Raw genomic sequence first — 18,896 nt, forward strand, 5'->3', positions numbered from 1 at the left:
TCTGCTTACTGATGGTATTCACCATGAGTAAGAAGACTTTTAAGGAGCGAGGAGAGTAGCCTCTCCTGGAGGCTACTCCCTCAATGGACGAACATCACCACATCGTCGTTTTGACCAATGACCCCGGTTTCTTTGGCCCACTTCACTGCTTCACTGTGCGCCTGGTAGGAGCTGGAATACAGTTTCGGATCAAATTTCACCTCGCGTCCATCAGCCAGATAGATGATGCCTGCGTGATCGTCGTAAACATGAAGATTCTGTTGCATTCGACATTCCCCCTGTAGCTTGTCGTCAAAGCCAACTGACACCAGAAGACTTTGAGGACAAGCCACAGAGGCTTGACCAGAAAGAGAGGGGTTGCCCCCTCCCTTTGCGTTGACTATCAGCAGTAACCGAACGATTCAGCGATTCTCACGAAAGGACGAGAGATTGCCCAACCAGCAGGGATACACAAAGCGATGATAGCGATTTCCATGATGTTGCTCCTAAGCAAAAAGGGGCAACATCCCCGTCGGGGTATGGTTGCCCCGATGGGTTTGAAAGTGTCGAAGATTACTCAGCGACAGTTATTACCAAACAAGTTCCTTGCCCTTACGAAGGTAAGTCGGGATTTCGAGATAATCCCAGTCAGGTTCTTGTTTAGCGACTTCTTGAACTTGAGTTACCTCAGGTTCAACGACTGCTTTGGCTTGTTCAGCCTTGGCAGCACGTTCTTTGATGACGGCCTGTACAGACCGCATTGCAGGAACTGCGAATTTGTTCCAAAGGAACAAACCGATACGCTGGAACACTTTAGCGAGAACGATGAAGGAAAAAGCAAATGCCTTCGCGCCTACGTACAGTGCGCCCAGAGATGCAAGCAGAACTACAATGAAAGTGATGATGTGCATGGTGTTGCTCCTATGTAAAAAAAACAGGGGCAACACCCGAAAACCGGGAGAAGCCCCCGGCTTGGGGTTAAGTAATGCCATACGGCATAAGACTAGATGCTGTTTGTTTTCGGAGACCAGCTATCTCACCTATAGCCGCAGAGCGACTAAGATGATTCAAATATAGCTCACCTTTGCTAAACAGAAAACGCTGTAACTGTCCATTTTGGGCACTTCGAGAGGTCAGGTTACAGATTGACCGCATTTATCCTTTCCAGTGCGTTTATCTGTACCTCAAATTTAGGAGTATCTCTAATGGCAGAAGCACAAGTAGCACTGGACACAAACAACGACCGCAGCAACCACTACTCTCGCCCTGTTTTCAAGCAAGTTCTGAAAGTAAACAGCCTCCAAGCTCAGCGCGTCATGGAACGCAGCTTTGAGCGAGTTTCCAACTCCCTGTTCTCCATCGACGTGATCCTTCGCATCATCGGTGAGCAGGACGAAATCGACCAGGTTGAAACCGTCATCCTGGAACACATTTCCAAGGTCTCCGAAGACCTGGACAAAGCTACCGCCCAGCTCAACAAGCTGATGGAAGACAACGGCATCGACATGATGCCCGGCTACACCAACCCGAATGAATACACCATCGAGATCAACTCTCCTCAGGTTGCTCAGTTTGCACACCTGATCCGCAAACTGGATACCCTGATGGGGATCGTTGACACTCTCTGGCTGAACACCGTACTGACCAGCAAGCAGCGCACCGACGCCACTTACCAATGGCAGCAACGCCTCATCAAGCTGGCCGGTCGAATCATCGGCATCGAGAAACGGGCTCGCATTTCCGCCCACAGCAAAGGCAAAGAAGGTGAAGTGGCCGAAGCCGCTCCGGAATCTGCAACCGGCGACAAGGAAATCGCAGACGAAGCCGAGAAAACAAAAGCAGCATAACCCAGCCCAAACCTTTGCCCCTCGCCCGAGGGGCTTTTTTTTGTCTTTTATGGTTGCATTTTTTGATGCTGTGATATTATCGAAGTAAATCAGATTCAACTCAGGTAAGAACGGAGAACAACATGAAAAAGGCTTTAATCACCACCGTGGCTCTGGCTGTAGCAGCTCTATCTGGCTGTGCATCCACCAGCAGTTACGAACCCACAGCGTACAAAACCAATCACAGTCGCGCTTACAACATCGCGGAGGCCGGTGGCCTGGTAACAGGCATCCAAGACGCTTCTGTTCCGCGTGACAAGCTGGAGCGTCTGACCGACACCAAAACGTTTGGGGCAGCCTACGTGCTGTCTGGCTACATGTCCCCTCAGCTCGGAATGACCGACTGGCAAGGTGGCTTGGTCAACCTTGCGAACTGGGCTATCGGCCCCAAACAGCATGGCGCTCGCAATAGCTTGATCGCTTGGATGCCTGCTAACGAAGCAGTTTCACCGGCAGACGCTCAGGCCAAATTTCTTTCACATGTGAAAGTTTCCATTGAGTCAGCGCTGACTGATTTGGGTGCCAATTTCACGCTTCTGTATGACAAAGACGGTCGCCTAACCTATCAGTTCTACAAGAATGAATGGGGTTGCCCGACGTGGGTGAACGGACAAAGTAAGGTAGCTGACATGTGTTCCGTTAAGGTGAAAATCGTGGAGCCTCGCCTAGGGTCAGCTCCTAATTTTGTCTCTGGCGTTCAAGGTACAGCGTATGCCTTCACATCAGGCCATGAGACCGCATACAACTTTGTGAATGTCGGTAATGGGGCAGCAAGCCATGCTCCTCAGCAAGCGATCTACGCAGCTATTAGCAAACAGCTACCAGCTTGGGCCTACCTCTACCTTGCTCCAAAATCGGTTGAGCTGGATAATGGCGAAAAAGTTGCTTTCCCTTACCTTCTTGATCAGGGAAAAGCAGAGTTATTTGTTTACCCAGAAGCGTAATCAATCTACATGAGAAAGGGGCCGAAAGGCCCCTTTTTTTATCCACCACCAGTTGGCGCGCCTGTTTGAGGGTCTATGCTGTTTGTCGCCTCTTTTCGCTTCGCGTCAATATCAATCCCTTCCAACCGCTCCAACGCCCTTTCCTGAGCATTCTTCCGCGTCCCGTCAATATTGAAGTCATTCCCTGCTCCAGTCAGCGAGTCGAGATTTATTGAGGCCGGATCAGGGAATTTACCGTTCTGCTGTAATATCCCAAGCCACTCATCCAAATTAATTTTGCTCCAATCAATTTCGGCAATTTTATCTAGTGGAATCCCTTCACACTGAGGATTTTTGGGGTCTCCAAAGTTCTGCCCCAATTGAGGGCGAACCTGTTCTTGTATAATACGAGAGAGCGGAGAATTGAAGCAGCAATACGCTTCTCTTTTTTCAATACAAGCGCCCAACACCTTAGATTTACAATAAGAGCCTACATAGGTGCAATTCTTGAGCGCTCTTTTTGCGTTCATAGTGAACTCTTCTTCCTCGCACTTATAAATCATCTGGATCATCACCATCGCAACGACATAGACGGTATATATCGTCATGGCAGTGCTAAGCCATGTTGTCGCAGTCTCCATCATTGCTTCGGCAGCTTGTTCAGATGCTGCGGCAGCCGCCTGCTCTGTTGCTGCATCTTGGCCTGCTGATTTCATGACATCCATCATCACTTCTTTGACTTGCTCTTTGAGCTGGTCAATGAGTTGATCAACAAACTGCTCTACAGGCTGGAAGAACGAATCAACAGCACCTGAAACGTTCTCTATATAACTTGTGAACGGTTTTGTGACTTCTGTCCACCCTTGAAGGGCAGGTTCCCTAAGTACCTGATAAGCACCTTTAAGCGCATTACCATCAGTCAGCCCCATCACTGCGCCATCGAGCTTTGGAACGGCCATTATTAGGTTCAGATAATCGGCAAGAGATATATTGGTTGGCTTTTCACAGCAATCAGAAACTCCCCCAACAGCTATCTTGCATTCGCCAGCTTCCCCTGCAAAAGCAGAGCAAATAACGTTTTCATCCCCGGTAGGATTGTCATCCCCATCTTGGCCTGTGCAGCTCATATCCTGCGTCATGAATTGGGCTGCATTGAGCAACGCAGTAGCGCGAGCAAAATCAGTGCTTTGTGTTTTGGTCAAATCAAGGCAGTCATCTCCCATGCAGCGTATAGGCCCACCGCACTGGTACTCAGTTTCCTTTTCCAAGGTCGGAACAGAAACATCTGTACCACAGTCATAAGTATCCTCGTGGACGTAGCACGTACCAGAACTTCCCTGAGCACCATCAACACATTTGGAACTGATGAAGCCGCACTGAGGGTTTTCTTCATATTTCTGACAGCTATCGAGATTCCCGCCCGTGTTTACCGGACAGTGCGTTTCACCTTGAGGGTCTGTCCAGCAGTCCATTTGCCCCTTATAGAAGTCATAGTCAGCTTTAACTCGAACCTTTTTGCATAGTTTTGGAATACCAGGCAAAGGTGACGGCTTGAGTTGAGATTCGCAAACTTTGATCCCATTGATGACTGTGCAGCCAGTAGCATCAGTCGGGTCATCTATACATGTGATCTCGCCTTCCGCAAAACCATCTACCACCCCTTTGGCTGAATCCATGCAGCTCTGTGGAGCCCACTCATCCTTGGTAATGGCTTTCGATGGGTCATAGCGGAGTTTTATGCGGCCAAAACCCTCACCTTCGCCACTTACTGAAACGCGGATCTTAAACGTAACAACATCACCATCTTTCACGTTCTTAAAATAGGGAGTGACATCAACATTAGGGTTTCGCTCCCAACTCGTGGAGAGCTCACATCTACCGGCTGTTTCTGGAGGGAAGTTGCCATCTGGGCCAGACCACACTTTAGTCTCTTGGCCGGACTTACCGACCCACACTTGCATGTAGTCATCCCACTTGGCGTATTCAAGCGTTGCAGACACTATGGCATCTGGATTGCTGACTTGGACCCGCGTGTACTCCTCATAAATCTTGCAGTTACCACTCCAGTAGTTGTCCCCCACTCGACCAATCCACAACTCAGTACAGCCTTCTCCACAAGATTTGAGGTTATATGGACCATCATAGTGCTTCACCACAGAGGCGTCGTAGTCATGGACAACCTCACAGTCCGCGCTTTGATCTACAACACGCTGACACCGTTCATACTCTGGAATGTGGGCGTTGATAGTATTCTGATTGATGGTTGTTTCGGCAGAACAATCCCCAAAGCCACCTGCGATGAGGTCCATATCCTCATAGGTCTTTTTGCTTAGATTTAGTACCGGGTCATTACTGAAATCAGGGCGTGATCGATTAGAGGCATCGAGAAGAACCTTGTATGCCGCACCAGAGATTGATGGATTAGCACTATTGGCATCACTCCACAGCGACCCTTTTGCATTATTCCCCACGCTGTCCATGTCATCGCCAGAGTCGTAAATGCCTTGCAGACCGCCCACATCAGGTTTATTGGCATCAGGGAAGTAATAACTATCAGGTTTATTGTTGGTCCCGCTCGTTCCGGGGAATAGATCATTGACATTAATCTGACTCCCCCCGTTCATTTGGAATTGACCGTCTTTCAACGTCGGCATAGAGATTGTGCCATCTTGCACAGTCCCCGAGCTCGACTTGAATGAGTTTGAGAGGTTTTGTCCGAAAGCCTGGGCCTCTTTACCCACCGCTGTGATGTCCTGGTCTTGGCTACCGTTAGCGTAGGAATGTATCGGCAGCGCAGACATGGTTACTGTCAACAGCGAGGCCACAGCTTTCATAAAGTAATTATGACTTCGCATTGTGTTCTCCATTTCAACCTTCCCATGCTATCTGAGAAGACAAGGGCCACCTGTACGTGTAGTGGCCCTTTTGGGGCATAATCTAAAATGCCCGTGCAAATTCGTTAGGGTCTGCTCAATTGTTACAGCAATCATTCCATCGCCAGATGGTGTAAATAGGGTCTTGCCCAATTGCCGGTATAGTTCGCGCCAGACCCCACGTAAGAGTGGATTCGCCAATTACGTGAGATGAGTTTGTCTCTGGAACCGGATGCAATAGCGTGAATTTGTACTGCGTTTTGGGTAGTGTTGGGCTAATAACGCCTCTACACATAGCCTCAGAACCCATTGTCTTCCACGCTAACCCCCGGCGATGCAAAGCAGCCAGAACCCTTGTGCTAAGAAGACTGCTATCGCGGATAACACCTTTTCCACCATTCTGGTTGCCACTAAATGGATACAGGGTGCCCCATGAACCAGCACACCAGAAAAGCTGTTTTAAAGGTTTTCCAGCGGTTGATGAGACAGCATCAGCAGTACACGCAGCCGCCGCAATTGGGTTTGCTACTGCCGCCGCCTCTGGATTGGTAAAAAAAGCGAGCTCATCATTGTTCCAGGTCGGGTCGAGCTCCGACATGTACATGATGTCGAGATCCATATACCCATCAGCATTACAGGTCTGCTTAATAAATAAATCGAGCATCACCAACAGAGGAAACGCATAGTAGTGATAGTGCATAAAAGAACCATCACCACCATCCATGTCTCCCATGCCATGATGCCCTTGGTTAGTCCTATCAAACGGGAACCTGACACCATTCAAGACTGATGAGCAGCCAGGCACTCTCTGAAATTCAACGAGCCGTGCTGGCTCCCACATAGAAGTGGTGACTCCAGGCCGAGGGACCCCTAGATTATCCTCGCACATACACAGAGGGTTGCTTACGGCTTCACTCGGGAATGATCCGCCTCCACCACTTATAGGAACCCCTGCTACTTTGATAGGGAAAATACAGCTCCAGCAGATGTCAGTAATCAGTTTTCCGCCGATCACTTCCGCATTCTGGCACCCAGGGTCAGCCGATACCGAACCAACCCAAAAGACCGCGCTAACGGCCATGATCCGTAGAATTTTTTGCATCATGGTAAGGCCTTTACGTAATTCAAATTTTTCTCCATGACAGCAGGCTTCCCGTGATAGAAACCTTGTTGCCATGACAGTCCAAGTAATTTGGCGCTCTCCCCCAATGGGAAGCTCTCCACCTGCTCAGCAATGAGCTGTATGCCTTTTCGGCGGCAGTGGAGGATGGCCGGGTAGTCTTCAAGCGACCGCAGTCTTCTCGCGTCAAACTTGCAATAGTGCCAGTCATAACGGCTCAGGCGATCCAGAGAAGAGTTTTTGTCTCCATAGTCATCCAGCGCCAGCTCAACCCCTATTTCGGTCAGAGCCTCCCATCTCGATGCGAGAGAGGCGTCCTGAATGCCCTCTGTAATCTCGATGACAAGCCGTGATGAGTGATTTTTAGCAATGTCGCGGACAACCCTACACCACGCCTTGAAGATGACGTCTGATTGCAAAGTTTGTTCGGAGACATTCAGAAAGAGAGCCGGGTACAGATCCAAGCAATAATGAAGGTTGTCCTGAATGAACCGTGCCATCTCCATATCCACCAGTCCCCAATAAGGAGGAGATGACAGAGAGGATGGTGTAAGAACCCGGCCTTCGTCGTACCAACGAGCCAGTACCTCAGCAGCGACAAACGAACCTGTGCCGACGTCTTTAATTGGTTGGAAAGCCGGGGCAAAAATCATTCACCGCCCTCCTCAGCAAGTTCGCGGACAACAAACTTCTTGCCTCTGGCAGTAATGACGCTCGGTGTGTGCTCCAGCTCGAACCGGGTAATCAGATCTGGCGTCAGCAGATATACCGGCGCGTCAAAGTTGTCGGTGACACTCTTGTAGGAATCCCAGCCTTTGTCTTTGTCGAACTCTGTGGCGATATAGGTGATCCGTTGTACGCCAGGCTCCAGCTTGATTTCAGGCAGCTTCTTGGCGAGTAGTTCCATTTGCTTTTTGTCCAGCGGGTCGAAAACTACGACCGCTTGGGTAAATGGCCGCGTTCCAGGCTTGCAAACTTCCTTCGGATCGCACAATGGGTTGATCACGTCACCCGCGTGAGCGAACACAGTGCCATCCGGAGTGCTGATGTCACTGGTGATCATGACGCTAGGGTCAATTTCTCGTGTTCGAGATTTTGGCGCTCTTGGCAGCTCATTGAAATTCTGCTTGGTCCAGAAGCGCTCTATAGCCTGTTTCTTCTTCTCTTCCCAGTCGATATTGGCAAGGCGTTTCTTGGCAACATCAATAAGGTCTGGCTCACTGATTTTCTCCACCGGCCCCTTAACGCCGAGATCGCCTTTTTCTCCGTTATCCACTTCCCGAGCCAACCATACCGGGTCGGACAACCCGGAGACCTGGGCGACGACGTTTGGTTGTTCGCCAGGCAGCGGCTCATCCTCCAGCATCACAATCGTGGGAACGGCTGTGATGTTGTACGTTTTGAACAACGTAGGGTTGATGATGATGTTCGGCACTGGGTCTTTTTTGGCCGCGAGCGCCTGAATAGCTTTAACTCCCTGCCCCAAGTTCATTCCTTCCGGGATGCCACGGAACACAATTACAGAATCAGGCTGGCCTGACACCGCCGTTAGGACGTCATCTAACCCCTGTTCGCCAAGAGACAACGAGGCGAAAACCAGTATCCGATGGTCAGAGTAGATACCCTTTTCAGCCTGTTTCCGGTGCATCTCCTTGAGCGTTGGGTTAGTAGTTTGGAGCTGCTTGAAAAATGCCTTGGCTTCGGCCTGAGCCTCGTCCATGTGTTGGTTTTGCAACAGAGATGGCATTTCCATCTTCTGGGCCTTTTGGGCAATTTGCTTTCCTTGCTCAATAAGCGCCTTATCCTGCTCTGTGAGCGGAGACTCTTGAGCGTATGCCCCGCCAGCCACAGAGAACATCAACGCCACCAGAACGCTCTTAGAACAGGGGATATGCGCGGCCAATGATCTGATCATTTTTCACAGTCCCCCAGTAACGTGAGTCGAAGCTGAATGGGCTTTTGCCCATAAACCAGTAGTTGTTCTCTTTCAGCGTGGTCTTGCCGTAAAAGTGGCTCTCTGGCAGATGTAGTTTCCCTGCGAGCTGGAGCCCCTCTCCGACGACATCACCATTGACGGTGATCTTCCACTTATCGTTGATCTCGACTTTATCCCCCGGCATACCGGTGAGGATTTTGACCATGCGAGTCCCGTCCTTGTAGAAAGGCTGCATGTTCTTGGCTTGGAAGGCGTAAACCGCTCCCCTCTCCAGAGTTTGGTCGTTCAGATCAATGAGGAAGAAGGTGTAACCCGGCAGGCACTTCTCCTGTTGTGGATCAATGCCAATACGGTAGCGGCTGGCAAAGGCCGCACCAGCAGCCCAAAGAACCACTAGTGTCACACCTGCCTTAACCCCGAAGCGCTTCCAGGATTCCTTTTTGACGAAATACTTCTTGAGTGGAAAATTCATTTCAGCACCTCATCAGGGAGGTACACGTCACTTGGAGCCCCGACGACAGCACTTGCGTCAAGGACCAAATAACCTGCGTCTTTCAACTTCAAAATTGCGTCATTGGTCTTGACCATCAGCCTTTCAACTTCCTCCTGAGAGGCACCAGCGGGATACGCCGACGCCACTTTAGCGAAGTCAACCACGACCACTGGCGGGGTTTGATTCAAACGCTGATGGATGCTTGCCGTTTGTTCGCTCATCACGTAGTAGCTACCGCCGAAGCCACCAGCGGCACCGAGAATGGCGGCGATTGCGATTGATTTAATGTCCATTACTGTCTCCCTGGTTATGCAGCCTGCCGACGGCTTCGCATTACGGCCTTGATTGCCTCAGGTATGCTCATGCCTTGTTTCACAAACTGGTCGATGGCGTTAACGTCCACCGGATCGGTCGAATAAAGTAGCTTCTGGAAGTCGCCCACTATCAAGCGACCGACGCCCATACCGCTCTTCGATTTGATAAAGATTTCTGAGTACACGCCTTGGATGGTGTGTACCGTTTTGAGGGTGTGGAACCCGCCCTCTGAAAGGGTCAGACGACCGCTACGTTTAACAGATTCCACGGTTTCTTCGGTTTGGCCGAGCAAGTACATGCTGGCCGAGTTCTCCGCGATGGCGCGGCCCACTGCGTTCTCATAGAGGTCGTTGATGGACTGCGTTGCAATGACAACGGAGCCACCGTACTTACGGAATTTGCGGTAGGCATGTTCCATGAAGACCGAGACCTCGCCCTCTTTGAGCAGGTCCCAGGCCTCATCCACGATGACGACTTTCTTGCGGTTACGTTCACCCAGGAATACTTCTTGCTGGATCTGGTAAATAAGCTGGAGTAGTACAACCTGACGCAAGTGCTTACGCCCTTGCAGTTCATCGAGCTCCAGTACAGTGAACTGGTTCTGGAAGCTGACGTTGTTCTTGCGAGAGAAGTATTTCCCGTAGCTGCCCTGCGACGTAAAGGCGTAGAGCTGCTGACCAATATCCTTGAGGCGCTGGTCATTTTCTTCTTCCAGGCAGCGCTCAGCGATGTCGTCAACCTTCATCTCTTTACCTTTCTCTTCCCACAGGCGAGAAAGGACCTGTTTCAACGCAGAGATTTGCCATTCATCCAGCAAGCCCTTAGCCGAAGCCATCGCACAAACGAGGCTGACTATCGCGTCTTCTTCGTCCTCGTAGTTCTGTATGAGCTCAAACGGGTTGAGGCAGACGTGCGTTCCTTCTTCAAAGTGAACGAAGTCGCCATTGAGCATTTCCGACAACTTCTGGTAGGACTTACCGGCATCAATAACCCAGACCTGAGCCCCCTCGGACAAGTAGGAAAAAATCAGTTCGTTGGTAAGGAACGATTTACCCGAGCCGGATTCGGCTGCGATCACCAGGTTCTTGTTGGTATTACTGTCGTGAAGAGACAGACTCATGAGCTGGCCGTTGCGGGAAATCAGCGCTGCATGATAGGTCCCGGTCCCCTTCCATTCCCCAAACACCGGCAGGACCACAGCAGCCTGCTCGGTTGTCATGGTCTTGTAGCGGAATAGGTCTCGCACTGCATCCCGGTCGGTACAGAATGGCAGGCAGTTGAGGAACATCGGCAGAGCAACGAACTTGTCCTCCATCAGCTCGAACCGAGATTCACGCCAGATGTTTCGTGCGGCCATCGCCGCCGCTTCAACACGTTCTTTGGTTGGAGCAAATAAAACCACCGAGTAGGTGATCTTGACTGGCTTAGCCCCCTCTTTCATGGACTCATAGAGAGTGTCGAAGCTCTCCTTCTTGTCCGCCAGCACCGGCACGAATTTGAGCATCGGCCCGTAGGCTTGGTTTACAGTGAACTGGCGTTTGCGCTCCAGAGTGTTTTTCGTGCTTTCTGCCTCAGGGAAAAAAACATTGGTCACGACCATGTAGTTTTCTTTGATGCTGGAATTGCCGCCGCTGAGATCCCCGGCATAGGTCAACGCATCACCAAAGTAGAAAACGTCAGGCAGCTTTTTCGCTGACATGACTTTCGCGTGGTAGTCACCCAGCCTGATGCCATTCTTGCTGACTTCCACGTCGGTGCCGTAATCGAAGATTTGCTCGCAGATGGGCTTATCCATCTCCCAATCCACAGAGTCATGTCGCCATGAAGCATCTGGCCCCCAATTCAGGATGGTGCTCATGATCCGGATGTAGTTCACCGCCGTCATTGTGCGAGGACGCAGACCAACGGTTTGAAGCGATGATTCGACCTTCGTGCGAAGCTGTGCGAGCTGCTGGAGTTCGCTTTCAGTCGGGTTATTGTTCTTGATGGGGACTTTGCACGTAACGAACAGCTTGAGGTCTTGGATCAAGCCATTGTCGTAGATACCTTTGTTGGTCTTGGCAAATATGCGATCTGTCGTGTGGTGCTGGAGGAAGTTAATCCGTTCCTTGATAACAGATGTCAGCAGCTCGTGACGGAAGCCATCACGCAAACCCATCATCCGGTACATCTCCTGATTGATGTCCGGGGAGCGGAACAGGACAAACTGGAGCGTAGTCTTCGACGGGAACTCCTGATTCAGGAAACCGTTCATTCGCTCCTGAACTTTTTCATCGGCACCACACAGGGGCTCACACATGAAACCAAAGCCTGCACTGTGATCATCCATAAGGAAGACATGATCGTCTTCGTCATAGGCCAGGACAGGAATAATCCCGGCAGCTCGCAAGTGCTCCGGGATCAACGTTTCTTCGAGTTTCTTTTTGATGGTTACGATCATTCAGCACTCTCCAACCATGATTTCAGGTTCTTCGGACGTCCTTTGCTGACACGACCATCCGGAGCAACAACGAACGGAACGCCCTCAATCCCAATGAAATGAGCTGTCAGCAGCGTTTGGTCGTATTGGCCGGGGTCGCAGGTTTCTTTTGAAGGAAGGGAACCCAGGGTGTTGTTCATCAGCGCATCAAGCGCGTGGGTTTTGTCTTTCGCGCAGTACAAGTTTTTTGCCAGGCGGTTGGACTCAGCACCCAGAGCTGGAATCACGATAAATTTAAAGGTGTAATCATCCACCAGCGATTTGGCATCACCCATGAGCTGATGGCAAACCGCGCACCTAGGATCAACAAAGACCACCACCTCTTTGTCACCACGCCCCATCGACACAGTGTTCAGCGTGTCCACATCCATGCCCATGCTCTTGAAGTGGATACGCTCCGCTACATCCCTCATTTGGGACATCGTGTTGAGGGGCTTCTTGCTCCACAGGTCGTAGATTTGTCCTGAAATAACAAATCGTCCGTTTTCAGAGAGGAACATGATCTGCCCATCACTTTGGACGGCTCGAACCCCTTTGATGGGTAGCTCTACAATGTCCTCTATCTTCGCCGCTCTGGGATCGGTGATTTCCAATTTCGATGACGCATGAGCCGTGCCGGTAATAATCCCGAACACCATCAGCGCCCCAAGTAATTTTGTCCGCATGTCTATCCCCTAAGATTGGATTACTGGATGCTGGGCAGTGTATCCGGGGGATGGAAATAGACTCGCCTCTGTAATAGCCCAATTTGGACAATTCCAGCGCGATACAAAAAAAAGCCCGGTCTGAACCGGGCTTTGAGAGGAATGAACCTTAGTTCATGGTAACAGCTTCGGATTTGCCCCCAGAGTCATCGACCCCAACCAGAGAGATGGTCGGCATCGTTTCATAGGTGCCCTTGCTGATAGTCACTCGATCAGAGCTGATGCTCTGCAACTCACCGGCAATGGTCCATTCGTAGGACTTCATGCGGCCATCGGTATCTTCGCAGTTCGCATAGACGATCCACGACCCAACGGTCTCTCGTGAGCTCAGGCTACATGCAGGCAACTTGTTCTCTGCAACATTGATGTTCACCTCGCCCTCAGCTTCATGCCCCATTTCTGAGGTTATTTTCAGCTTGATGCTGTGCTCACCAGCGCCCAGAGTTGCTCTGCCGTAGTAACCACTGCTTTCCAACGGTGTACCATCTACCGAATAAACACGAGTCGAAATACGGTCGCGTGGGTGGCCGCCAGAAATGTACGGTCGCAACAGCACATCCAGAGGCTCACGCTCGTATTTGTTCGAGCCAGAGTATTGCAGGTCAATGGCATAGGGCGCTGCCTGGCCGATCTTGAGCGGTTGCTCGATCACGGTCTCATGGCCGCGAGCATCACGGACAGTGACCTTGATGTTGTAATCACCCGGCTCATTGATCACAAAGGACCGGACAATATCCTGCCGCTGATCCTGAATCACAGCGCCTTCCGGCAACTCCCACTCGTAGGTCGGCTCTTCCAGCTTGCCGTTGAAGGCAATTGGCCGCACTGACGCGGTGATCGTCGCAGGAGCCACGTCTGCGTTCTTCCTAACCTGCATTCCGAAGCTCGGCCATACATACTGCCAAACGCGGGAGCGTAGGCTATGCGAAGCCTCTGCACCCTGATCTCGGTATCCTTCGATCCAGGTGGTGTACTTCGTTTCTACAGTAGCCTGATTGAGGTCAGTGTCAGAGGGTTCGTACTCAGCAGTATCACCCTGCACAATCGAGCCATCAGGCAGCGTGAAGAACCCGTTCAGCTTCACGTCCATCCCACGGTAAGGCAGGCTGGTTTCGGCTTTGAACACATACTTCTTACCGGTCTCAATAACTCGCGGCCCTGTCACGTAAGGACGAGGTGCCTTCACTGCTCGGAAGTCAACCGCCGTTTTCGCAACTTCATAGGCATAGCCGTCATCAGCCGGTGCCGTGGCAGAGCGCACACGAGCCCACAGGCGGTATCGGGTTTCTTCATCGCTCGAAAGCGTGATGCTATCCCCTGTCTGCGCGTAGGTTTTGCCACCGTCAGTAGACCACTCAACAATGGCATTGCCACCGGAGATTGGCTCATCGTTCAACGTCAGGTTCGCTGTGTACTTGCCTTCACTTCCGACAAACAACGTGGTCGGGCCGATAACAGCAATATCAGGTTTGTCGTAAGCGACAACACTGACCGCTTCGGTGTACTTTTCCGCACCTGAGTTGACGTTCACCACCTTGGCCCGAACCTGGTACTCCCCCTTGTCGAAGGTCTTCACAAGCTGATACTTGTATCGATCTTCTGGGATGAACTGCTCCCAGGTTTTACCGTCGTCCTTACTGGTTTCCCACACAACCTGGCCGGTAGCCCGGAGATCCTGACGGTCGTCCAAAGATAGCTTGAACACAGCAGTGAACGGAGCTTCACCAGACAACTTGCGAGCCTCCACGCCAGCACCGATGGCACCACCGCGAAGCACTGTCAAGAAGGCAGGTCTGATAGACAACTCTGTGCGGTTGTAACCCTCAACAGGGCTTTCCAGAACAGCCTCAGCAGCGATACGGACGGAGGAAGTATCCACACCAGACAGGTCTACTGAGAACTGAGCTTCACCGTTCGATGCTTCCGCATAATCAGTGAGCGCAACCGTCTCGTTGTAGGCCTTTTGCTGGATCAGGCGTACTTTCCACACCCCCATCGTGTTAGCGTCATAGTCACCATCAGGTTTGTACTGATCACGGATGAGAACCCTAACCGGCAATGCCTGGGTGTCAATCGCGGTATCACCTTTAACTTCAACGATAGGACGGATACTGTCAGAAGGTGCAGAGATAGCCCGGTAGACAACCTCAGTCTTCACATCAGGCACCTTGTTGTAGGCCGCGTTCACCTTGTAGGTGGTCTCCTCCCACAACGCTCGCTCATCGGTATTGATGCGGCGATACACCTTATTGGTGGCACCCCATCCCGGAGTGAAGGTCTCAGACTCAAGAACATCCGAGTTGCGCGATATGGCAATATCCAGATCAGCTCGTTCAGAGTTGATAATGGCATCACCCAGGTAGTTACCTGTCATCGGCACCAAGTAGATGTTGTCTTTGAAGTTGTAGTCGGAGGCTAGTTCAACGGTCGGAGCTGGTGGGTCAACCGCTTCGACATTGAAAGTCTCGTCGTTCAACGTCACCCTAGTGCCGTTACGGGTGAAAATACTTACCCGCCACCCCAGTGGATGAACGCCGTTGGAGGCCAATGAACCAGAGAGCGAAGGTGATTCCGATAACGGGTCTTGGACCAATCCATCGGGGATCTGCTGCCACTCGAACAGACAGGCACGGCTTGCACTACCAACAGCCTTGTTCGCGGCCTCTTTTTTCGCACGGTCTGCGCTGAGGGTTATAGAACAGTCTGGCCCCTTGCTCTGCTTGAAGTTCACATCAAAATCTTCAATGACGCGATTCACCTGAGCAATGTCATCAATCGGGGTGTAGCCAACAGAGCCATAGGCAGTAGTTACCGTCAGGTTCTGAGAGCCAGACCCAACTTTTACCTTGGAACCGTCACCACTGAACAGGTACAGGCTGTATTCGACAGGTTGTTCACCAATGCTCACAGCCTGCCCCACCAGCCCAGCAACTTTCATCCCGTTGTTGTCCTGCGTAGTTTGTTCAGCCTCATCTGGAGTTCTGTCCCACTGGAGCAAACACACCGGGTCACGAATTGGGTCTGCGGCCATAGCCACATCCTCTTTCGTGGTGAACCGGCAAGGCACACCCGACTCTGGCAGGGCATAGATTTTCACTGGGTCAATGACCTGGCGAATTGTCCATGATTCAGCAGAGAGCTTAGCCGTCCCTTTCCAGGTATTGATGTCCACAACCAAGATGGGTGAGTTCGGCGCGGAGGTCATGACAAGAAGGCTGGAAGAGCCGACCACATCAGGAACAGCAGGTTTAACCGGAATGCTCAAACGACCACCTGACGCACCGAAATCATGTTGGCTCATGATCCCCATTGTCTGGCCTGGCTCGATACGCACCCCATTAACCACCAGCGGTACTTTCGCATCAGAACGTAGGGTCGCAAACACGTCGTATGAACCTGTCACGACAGCACCATCACTGAGCGTCAGCGGCTTGGTTTCGATGATCCGTTTGCCATCTGCATGAACAAATTCATGAGTGACAGCGGGGACCATGACCTTGCCATCCATCCCATCCGCCAGCATTACCTGACGAGGTTTGTACTCGAAGCCAACAGCCTTTTGAACCGCATTGCCTTGTGCATCCTCACCGGAAACAGTCAGCGTGTAAGATTCCCCTTCCTTCAAAGAAGGGAACATTACCGGGTACTCAAGGCGGAATCGACCTTTCGACTCCTCACGCCAAGACAACTGCACCTTGTCATTGGCAGGCCCCCCTACAAGGGCAATAGAGGTCAATTTAGGTGAAGGGTCGATAGCATCAGCCAAGGTAATAACAACATCATCTAGAGTCTGGATAGCTGCTCCATCTGCCACACTGAGTGTCATGGTTGGTGGCGTTCTATCAGACGTTATCTGGAACATTGGTTGTCGCGTTAAAGGCCCGTGCATCTCCTCTGCTGCGGCAACAAGACTGTATTGCCCCTCAGGGAGAGTTTTAAGATCCCACTGGTAAGTGTAGTTCTCCCAGTTGTTGGCTATTAACCCACCAGTTGGAGACAGCTTGTTGCCTTTGCTATCTTCAATCCATGCACTTCGCAGACGCAGCCTATCAAAGTAAGCGCCTCGTCCTGGCTGGTTAACGAATAAGGTAAATACCTTGCTATTTTGATCGAACTGCTGACTTAGCTGAGGGTAGTGCTGATCGTTCCAGTTAACCTCTGCCCAAAGAGGATTCGAGCGAAGAGATTTATCCGGATTGAAAACTGTCGCATTATCGTGGACGTACCCTGTTGTGCCTTTAGCCATTGTGAAGCTATTTGCAATCACGCAGCTATCTTGACCAACAGGAATTTCACAGCTTCCCCTGTGAACGGCAGTTTGAACGTAAGGCCTTGGTTCAACTTTGACACGGATACTACTAACAGTGACAGGAAGAACAGAATTGTTCACCCAGTAGCGGTAAAAACTAGACCATCCTATATCACTGTAATTGTAGTCCACACCCAAAAGTCTGGGACTTTTAGGCGCTGATGGAGAGAGTGTGAGGTTATAAGCAATACCGCCTCCCCCCCACTGGCCGAAGTTCACCCAACGCCAATAATTGCCGTCGGTATTGCCATAAGGTGCGGTTGTGACGAGATAAACATAGCTGGCATCTTCTCCTACCTTGGACATCTCTCCCAAGGCATTGGTCATATTTATCCCACCTTCTCTATACTCATGCCAGTTATCACGCGGAACACGCCAAGCTAACTTGATTGGGTTAGTTTTAACTGTCATGCCCTCAGTGTAAGCAACAAATCCGGTTAATCCAGGGCCTAAGTTGTTTGTACTTGAAGGGTCATAAACACCAAAAGGTGCAGACGGAGCATTGGTTATGCTATCAAACATCACTTTTTGACGAGGTGAAAGATAGCTATTTCCAGCGCTATCGCTTATCTCAAACTGAAGTGTAAACACTTCATCCAAGTCAGAGGCTGGGAAAAAGCCAGATTGGAAAGACTGTCTAGCTTGTCCGTTAGCGTCATCGTAGTTCACGGATACATCTTTGTAGAGTGAACCGTCTTGACGATACAGCTTTGCTTTGACGCCTTTGATGGGTGACTCATCAGAGATTCCTGACAGCAAAAAGGCATTATCCTCAGAGCCACCTAGACCCAGTTTCCAAACATCACCGCTAGTAACCTGCCCATAGTTACTATAAACCGGGGCAAGCGAAGAGTAGGTTGGCGGCGTCACATCGACAGTAAGAGGGTATTCATCCGTCTGTACTGTAGAACCATCAGAGGCAAGAATTTCCGCCCTGATAGTGTATGCCCCACCAACTGGAGCTGGTAGTTGAAGTTCCGCACCATAGTAGGATTTTCCACCCACTGTGATGCGATCAGTAGCCCCAAGAAGGTGGCTGGTCGCTGTCGAAACCACTGTTCCATCCGACCGAAGCACCGAAATCTTTACCTTTCGGTCGATACCGGCACTCAAGGCAAACGAGATATTGCCCGTTGGGTTGGCATAGTTGGCATTCGGAGTCAGAGACCGTTGCGTACCATCTGGAGCCTTAAAGGTGTATTCCAGCAGCTCTGCATGAGCAGCACCAGCGGTAAGAACCGCCAGAGCCCCAAGCATCGCCGGAATTTTAGGCTTGAAATTGATCATCGCATTCTCCATTCGTTTTGAGTTACAAGAACCCAATGCTGGAGGTTACGGGAGGGAGTGCATAAACATGGGCTGTGGAAGTGCCCTTTTTGAGCAAATAAGGAAATAGTTGGAATTTGTTATGACTGGACTTTTTGCCAAAAAATAAGGGCAGCTTTTAGGCTGCCCCTATCACCCGTTGATTAACGGCAAGGTGTCTTTTACACCCCCAGGCCATTGCTGAGTTGCACAACAGCCGGGATGACCTTCTCTGCATGTTCCAGAGTAGCAGACATGATGGATTCCACTACGGTCGGGGAGTTGTACAGGCCCATACCGCCACCGATACCCATAGCGAAAGCCATGAGGCTCTGGCGAGCGATACCACCAACAACACCGACCAGGATCATCGCACCCGCAACGATTCGACCCAAAGTACCTTGGGTCCAATCCTTGAGAGTTACCCATACGTCGTCAAACGCTGTACCACCAGTACCAGCGTGGGCCTGATCCGGCACGAGCAGGAAGGCTACCACCATCAACCCCAGGAAGAGGAAGAGTGCGTTGTTTTTACTTGAGGCATTCGCCAACTGATTTGCGTTCATCAAGAACA

14 protein-coding genes are annotated in these 18,896 nt (G+C 51.0%); 2 read left to right on the top strand and 12 right to left on the bottom strand.

All coding sequences use genetic code 11. From position 1 onward, the window contains the following. Positions 1-80: 80 nt before the first annotated feature. On the bottom strand, positions 81-266 hold the full coding sequence (locus PSF11_RS15870; protein ID WP_001186917.1) for a hypothetical protein: 186 nt from the start codon (positions 264-266) through the stop codon (positions 81-83). Between the two features lie 303 nt (positions 267-569). After that, the gene (locus PSF11_RS15875) at positions 570-890 is read right to left on the bottom strand and encodes a hypothetical protein (protein WP_000547566.1); all 321 of its coding nucleotides are present in this window, start codon (positions 888-890) and stop codon (positions 570-572) included. A gap of 294 nt (positions 891-1,184) precedes the next feature. Between PSF11_RS15875 and PSF11_RS15880 the strand changes: the two genes are divergently transcribed. Next, on the top strand, positions 1,185-1,826 hold the full coding sequence (locus PSF11_RS15880; RefSeq protein ID WP_000796664.1) for a hypothetical protein: 642 nt from the start codon (positions 1,185-1,187) through the stop codon (positions 1,824-1,826). 341 nt (positions 1,827-2,167) lie between these two features. Next, positions 2,168-2,809, top strand: a complete 642-nt coding sequence (locus PSF11_RS15885) for a hypothetical protein (RefSeq protein ID WP_223854615.1) — start codon at positions 2,168-2,170, stop codon at positions 2,807-2,809. A 38-nt stretch (positions 2,810-2,847) separates the two neighbouring features. Here the strand turns inward: PSF11_RS15885 and traN are convergent, their stop codons facing one another. From traN to traA, 10 genes are all read right to left on the bottom strand, one after another. Then, on the bottom strand, positions 2,848-5,655 hold the full coding sequence (traN, locus tag PSF11_RS15890; protein ID WP_001447718.1) for a conjugal transfer mating pair stabilization protein TraN: 2,808 nt from the start codon (positions 5,653-5,655) through the stop codon (positions 2,848-2,850). A gap of 103 nt (positions 5,656-5,758) precedes the next feature. Continuing rightward, positions 5,759-6,766 (bottom strand): TraU family protein, encoded by a 1,008-nt coding sequence (locus PSF11_RS15895; protein WP_000983282.1) that lies wholly within the window; start codon positions 6,764-6,766, stop codon positions 5,759-5,761. Next, a complete protein-coding gene (locus PSF11_RS15900; protein WP_000575345.1) occupies positions 6,763-7,434 on the bottom strand; it encodes an EAL domain-containing protein in 672 nt (223 codons plus the stop codon). The genes PSF11_RS15895 and PSF11_RS15900 overlap by 4 nt, the downstream gene beginning before the upstream one ends. Beyond that, entirely contained in the window at positions 7,431-8,696 is a 1,266-nt protein-coding gene (locus tag PSF11_RS15905) for a TrbC family F-type conjugative pilus assembly protein (protein ID WP_001447719.1), read from the bottom strand. The genes PSF11_RS15900 and PSF11_RS15905 overlap by 4 nt, the downstream gene beginning before the upstream one ends. Beyond that, positions 8,659-9,189 carry a S26 family signal peptidase gene (locus PSF11_RS15910; RefSeq protein WP_001010740.1) on the bottom strand — a complete coding sequence of 177 codons (531 nt, stop codon included), beginning with the start codon at positions 9,187-9,189 and terminating at the stop codon, positions 8,659-8,661. The genes PSF11_RS15905 and PSF11_RS15910 overlap by 38 nt, the downstream gene beginning before the upstream one ends. Further along, positions 9,186-9,503 carry a hypothetical protein gene (locus PSF11_RS15915; RefSeq protein ID WP_000351984.1) on the bottom strand — a complete coding sequence of 106 codons (318 nt, stop codon included), beginning with the start codon at positions 9,501-9,503 and terminating at the stop codon, positions 9,186-9,188. The genes PSF11_RS15910 and PSF11_RS15915 overlap by 4 nt, the downstream gene beginning before the upstream one ends. A 14-nt stretch (positions 9,504-9,517) precedes the next feature. After that, on the bottom strand, positions 9,518-11,965 hold the full coding sequence (traC, locus tag PSF11_RS15920; RefSeq protein ID WP_000637384.1) for a type IV secretion system protein TraC: 2,448 nt from the start codon (positions 11,963-11,965) through the stop codon (positions 9,518-9,520). Beyond that, complete coding sequence (locus tag PSF11_RS15925) at positions 11,962-12,669, bottom strand: DsbC family protein (protein ID WP_001259346.1); 708 nt, start codon at positions 12,667-12,669, stop codon at positions 11,962-11,964. The genes traC and PSF11_RS15925 overlap by 4 nt, the downstream gene beginning before the upstream one ends. A 148-nt stretch (positions 12,670-12,817) precedes the next feature. Beyond that, a complete protein-coding gene (locus PSF11_RS15930) occupies positions 12,818-18,304 on the bottom strand; it encodes an Ig-like domain-containing protein (RefSeq protein WP_000606835.1) in 5,487 nt (1,828 codons plus the stop codon). A gap of 200 nt (positions 18,305-18,504) precedes the next feature. Continuing rightward, positions 18,505-18,888 (bottom strand): TraA family conjugative transfer protein, encoded by a 384-nt coding sequence (gene traA, locus PSF11_RS15935; protein ID WP_000993344.1) that lies wholly within the window; start codon positions 18,886-18,888, stop codon positions 18,505-18,507. Between the last annotated feature and the right edge of the window lie 8 nt (positions 18,889-18,896).

The sequence above is a fragment of the Providencia sp. PROV119 genome (assembly GCF_028482435.1).
Lineage (GTDB): Bacteria > Pseudomonadota > Gammaproteobacteria > Enterobacterales > Enterobacteriaceae > Providencia > Providencia stuartii.

Bases quoted from the DNA above. Each gene is read 5' to 3' on its own strand.
- traN (WP_001447718.1), bottom strand. From the start codon at position 5,655: ATGGAGAACACAATGCGAAGTCATAATTACTTTATGAAAGCTGTGGCC.
- PSF11_RS15875 (WP_000547566.1), bottom strand. From the start codon at position 890: ATGCACATCATCACTTTCATTGTAGTTCTGCTTGCATCTCTGGGCGCA.
- PSF11_RS15870 (WP_001186917.1), bottom strand. From the start codon at position 266: ATGCAACAGAATCTTCATGTTTACGACGATCACGCAGGCATCATCTAT.
- traA (WP_000993344.1), bottom strand. From the start codon at position 18,888: ATGAACGCAAATCAGTTGGCGAATGCCTCAAGTAAAAACAACGCACTC.
- PSF11_RS15930 (WP_000606835.1), bottom strand. From the start codon at position 18,304: ATGATCAATTTCAAGCCTAAAATTCCGGCGATGCTTGGGGCTCTGGCG.
- PSF11_RS15915 (WP_000351984.1), bottom strand. From the start codon at position 9,503: ATGGACATTAAATCAATCGCAATCGCCGCCATTCTCGGTGCCGCTGGT.
- PSF11_RS15895 (WP_000983282.1), bottom strand. From the start codon at position 6,766: ATGATGCAAAAAATTCTACGGATCATGGCCGTTAGCGCGGTCTTTTGG.
- PSF11_RS15925 (WP_001259346.1), bottom strand. From the start codon at position 12,669: ATGCGGACAAAATTACTTGGGGCGCTGATGGTGTTCGGGATTATTACC.
- traC (WP_000637384.1), bottom strand. From the start codon at position 11,965: ATGATCGTAACCATCAAAAAGAAACTCGAAGAAACGTTGATCCCGGAG.
- PSF11_RS15900 (WP_000575345.1), bottom strand. From the start codon at position 7,434: ATGATTTTTGCCCCGGCTTTCCAACCAATTAAAGACGTCGGCACAGGT.
- PSF11_RS15905 (WP_001447719.1), bottom strand. From the start codon at position 8,696: ATGATCAGATCATTGGCCGCGCATATCCCCTGTTCTAAGAGCGTTCTG.
- PSF11_RS15880 (WP_000796664.1), top strand. From the start codon at position 1,185: ATGGCAGAAGCACAAGTAGCACTGGACACAAACAACGACCGCAGCAAC.
- PSF11_RS15910 (WP_001010740.1), bottom strand. From the start codon at position 9,189: ATGAATTTTCCACTCAAGAAGTATTTCGTCAAAAAGGAATCCTGGAAG.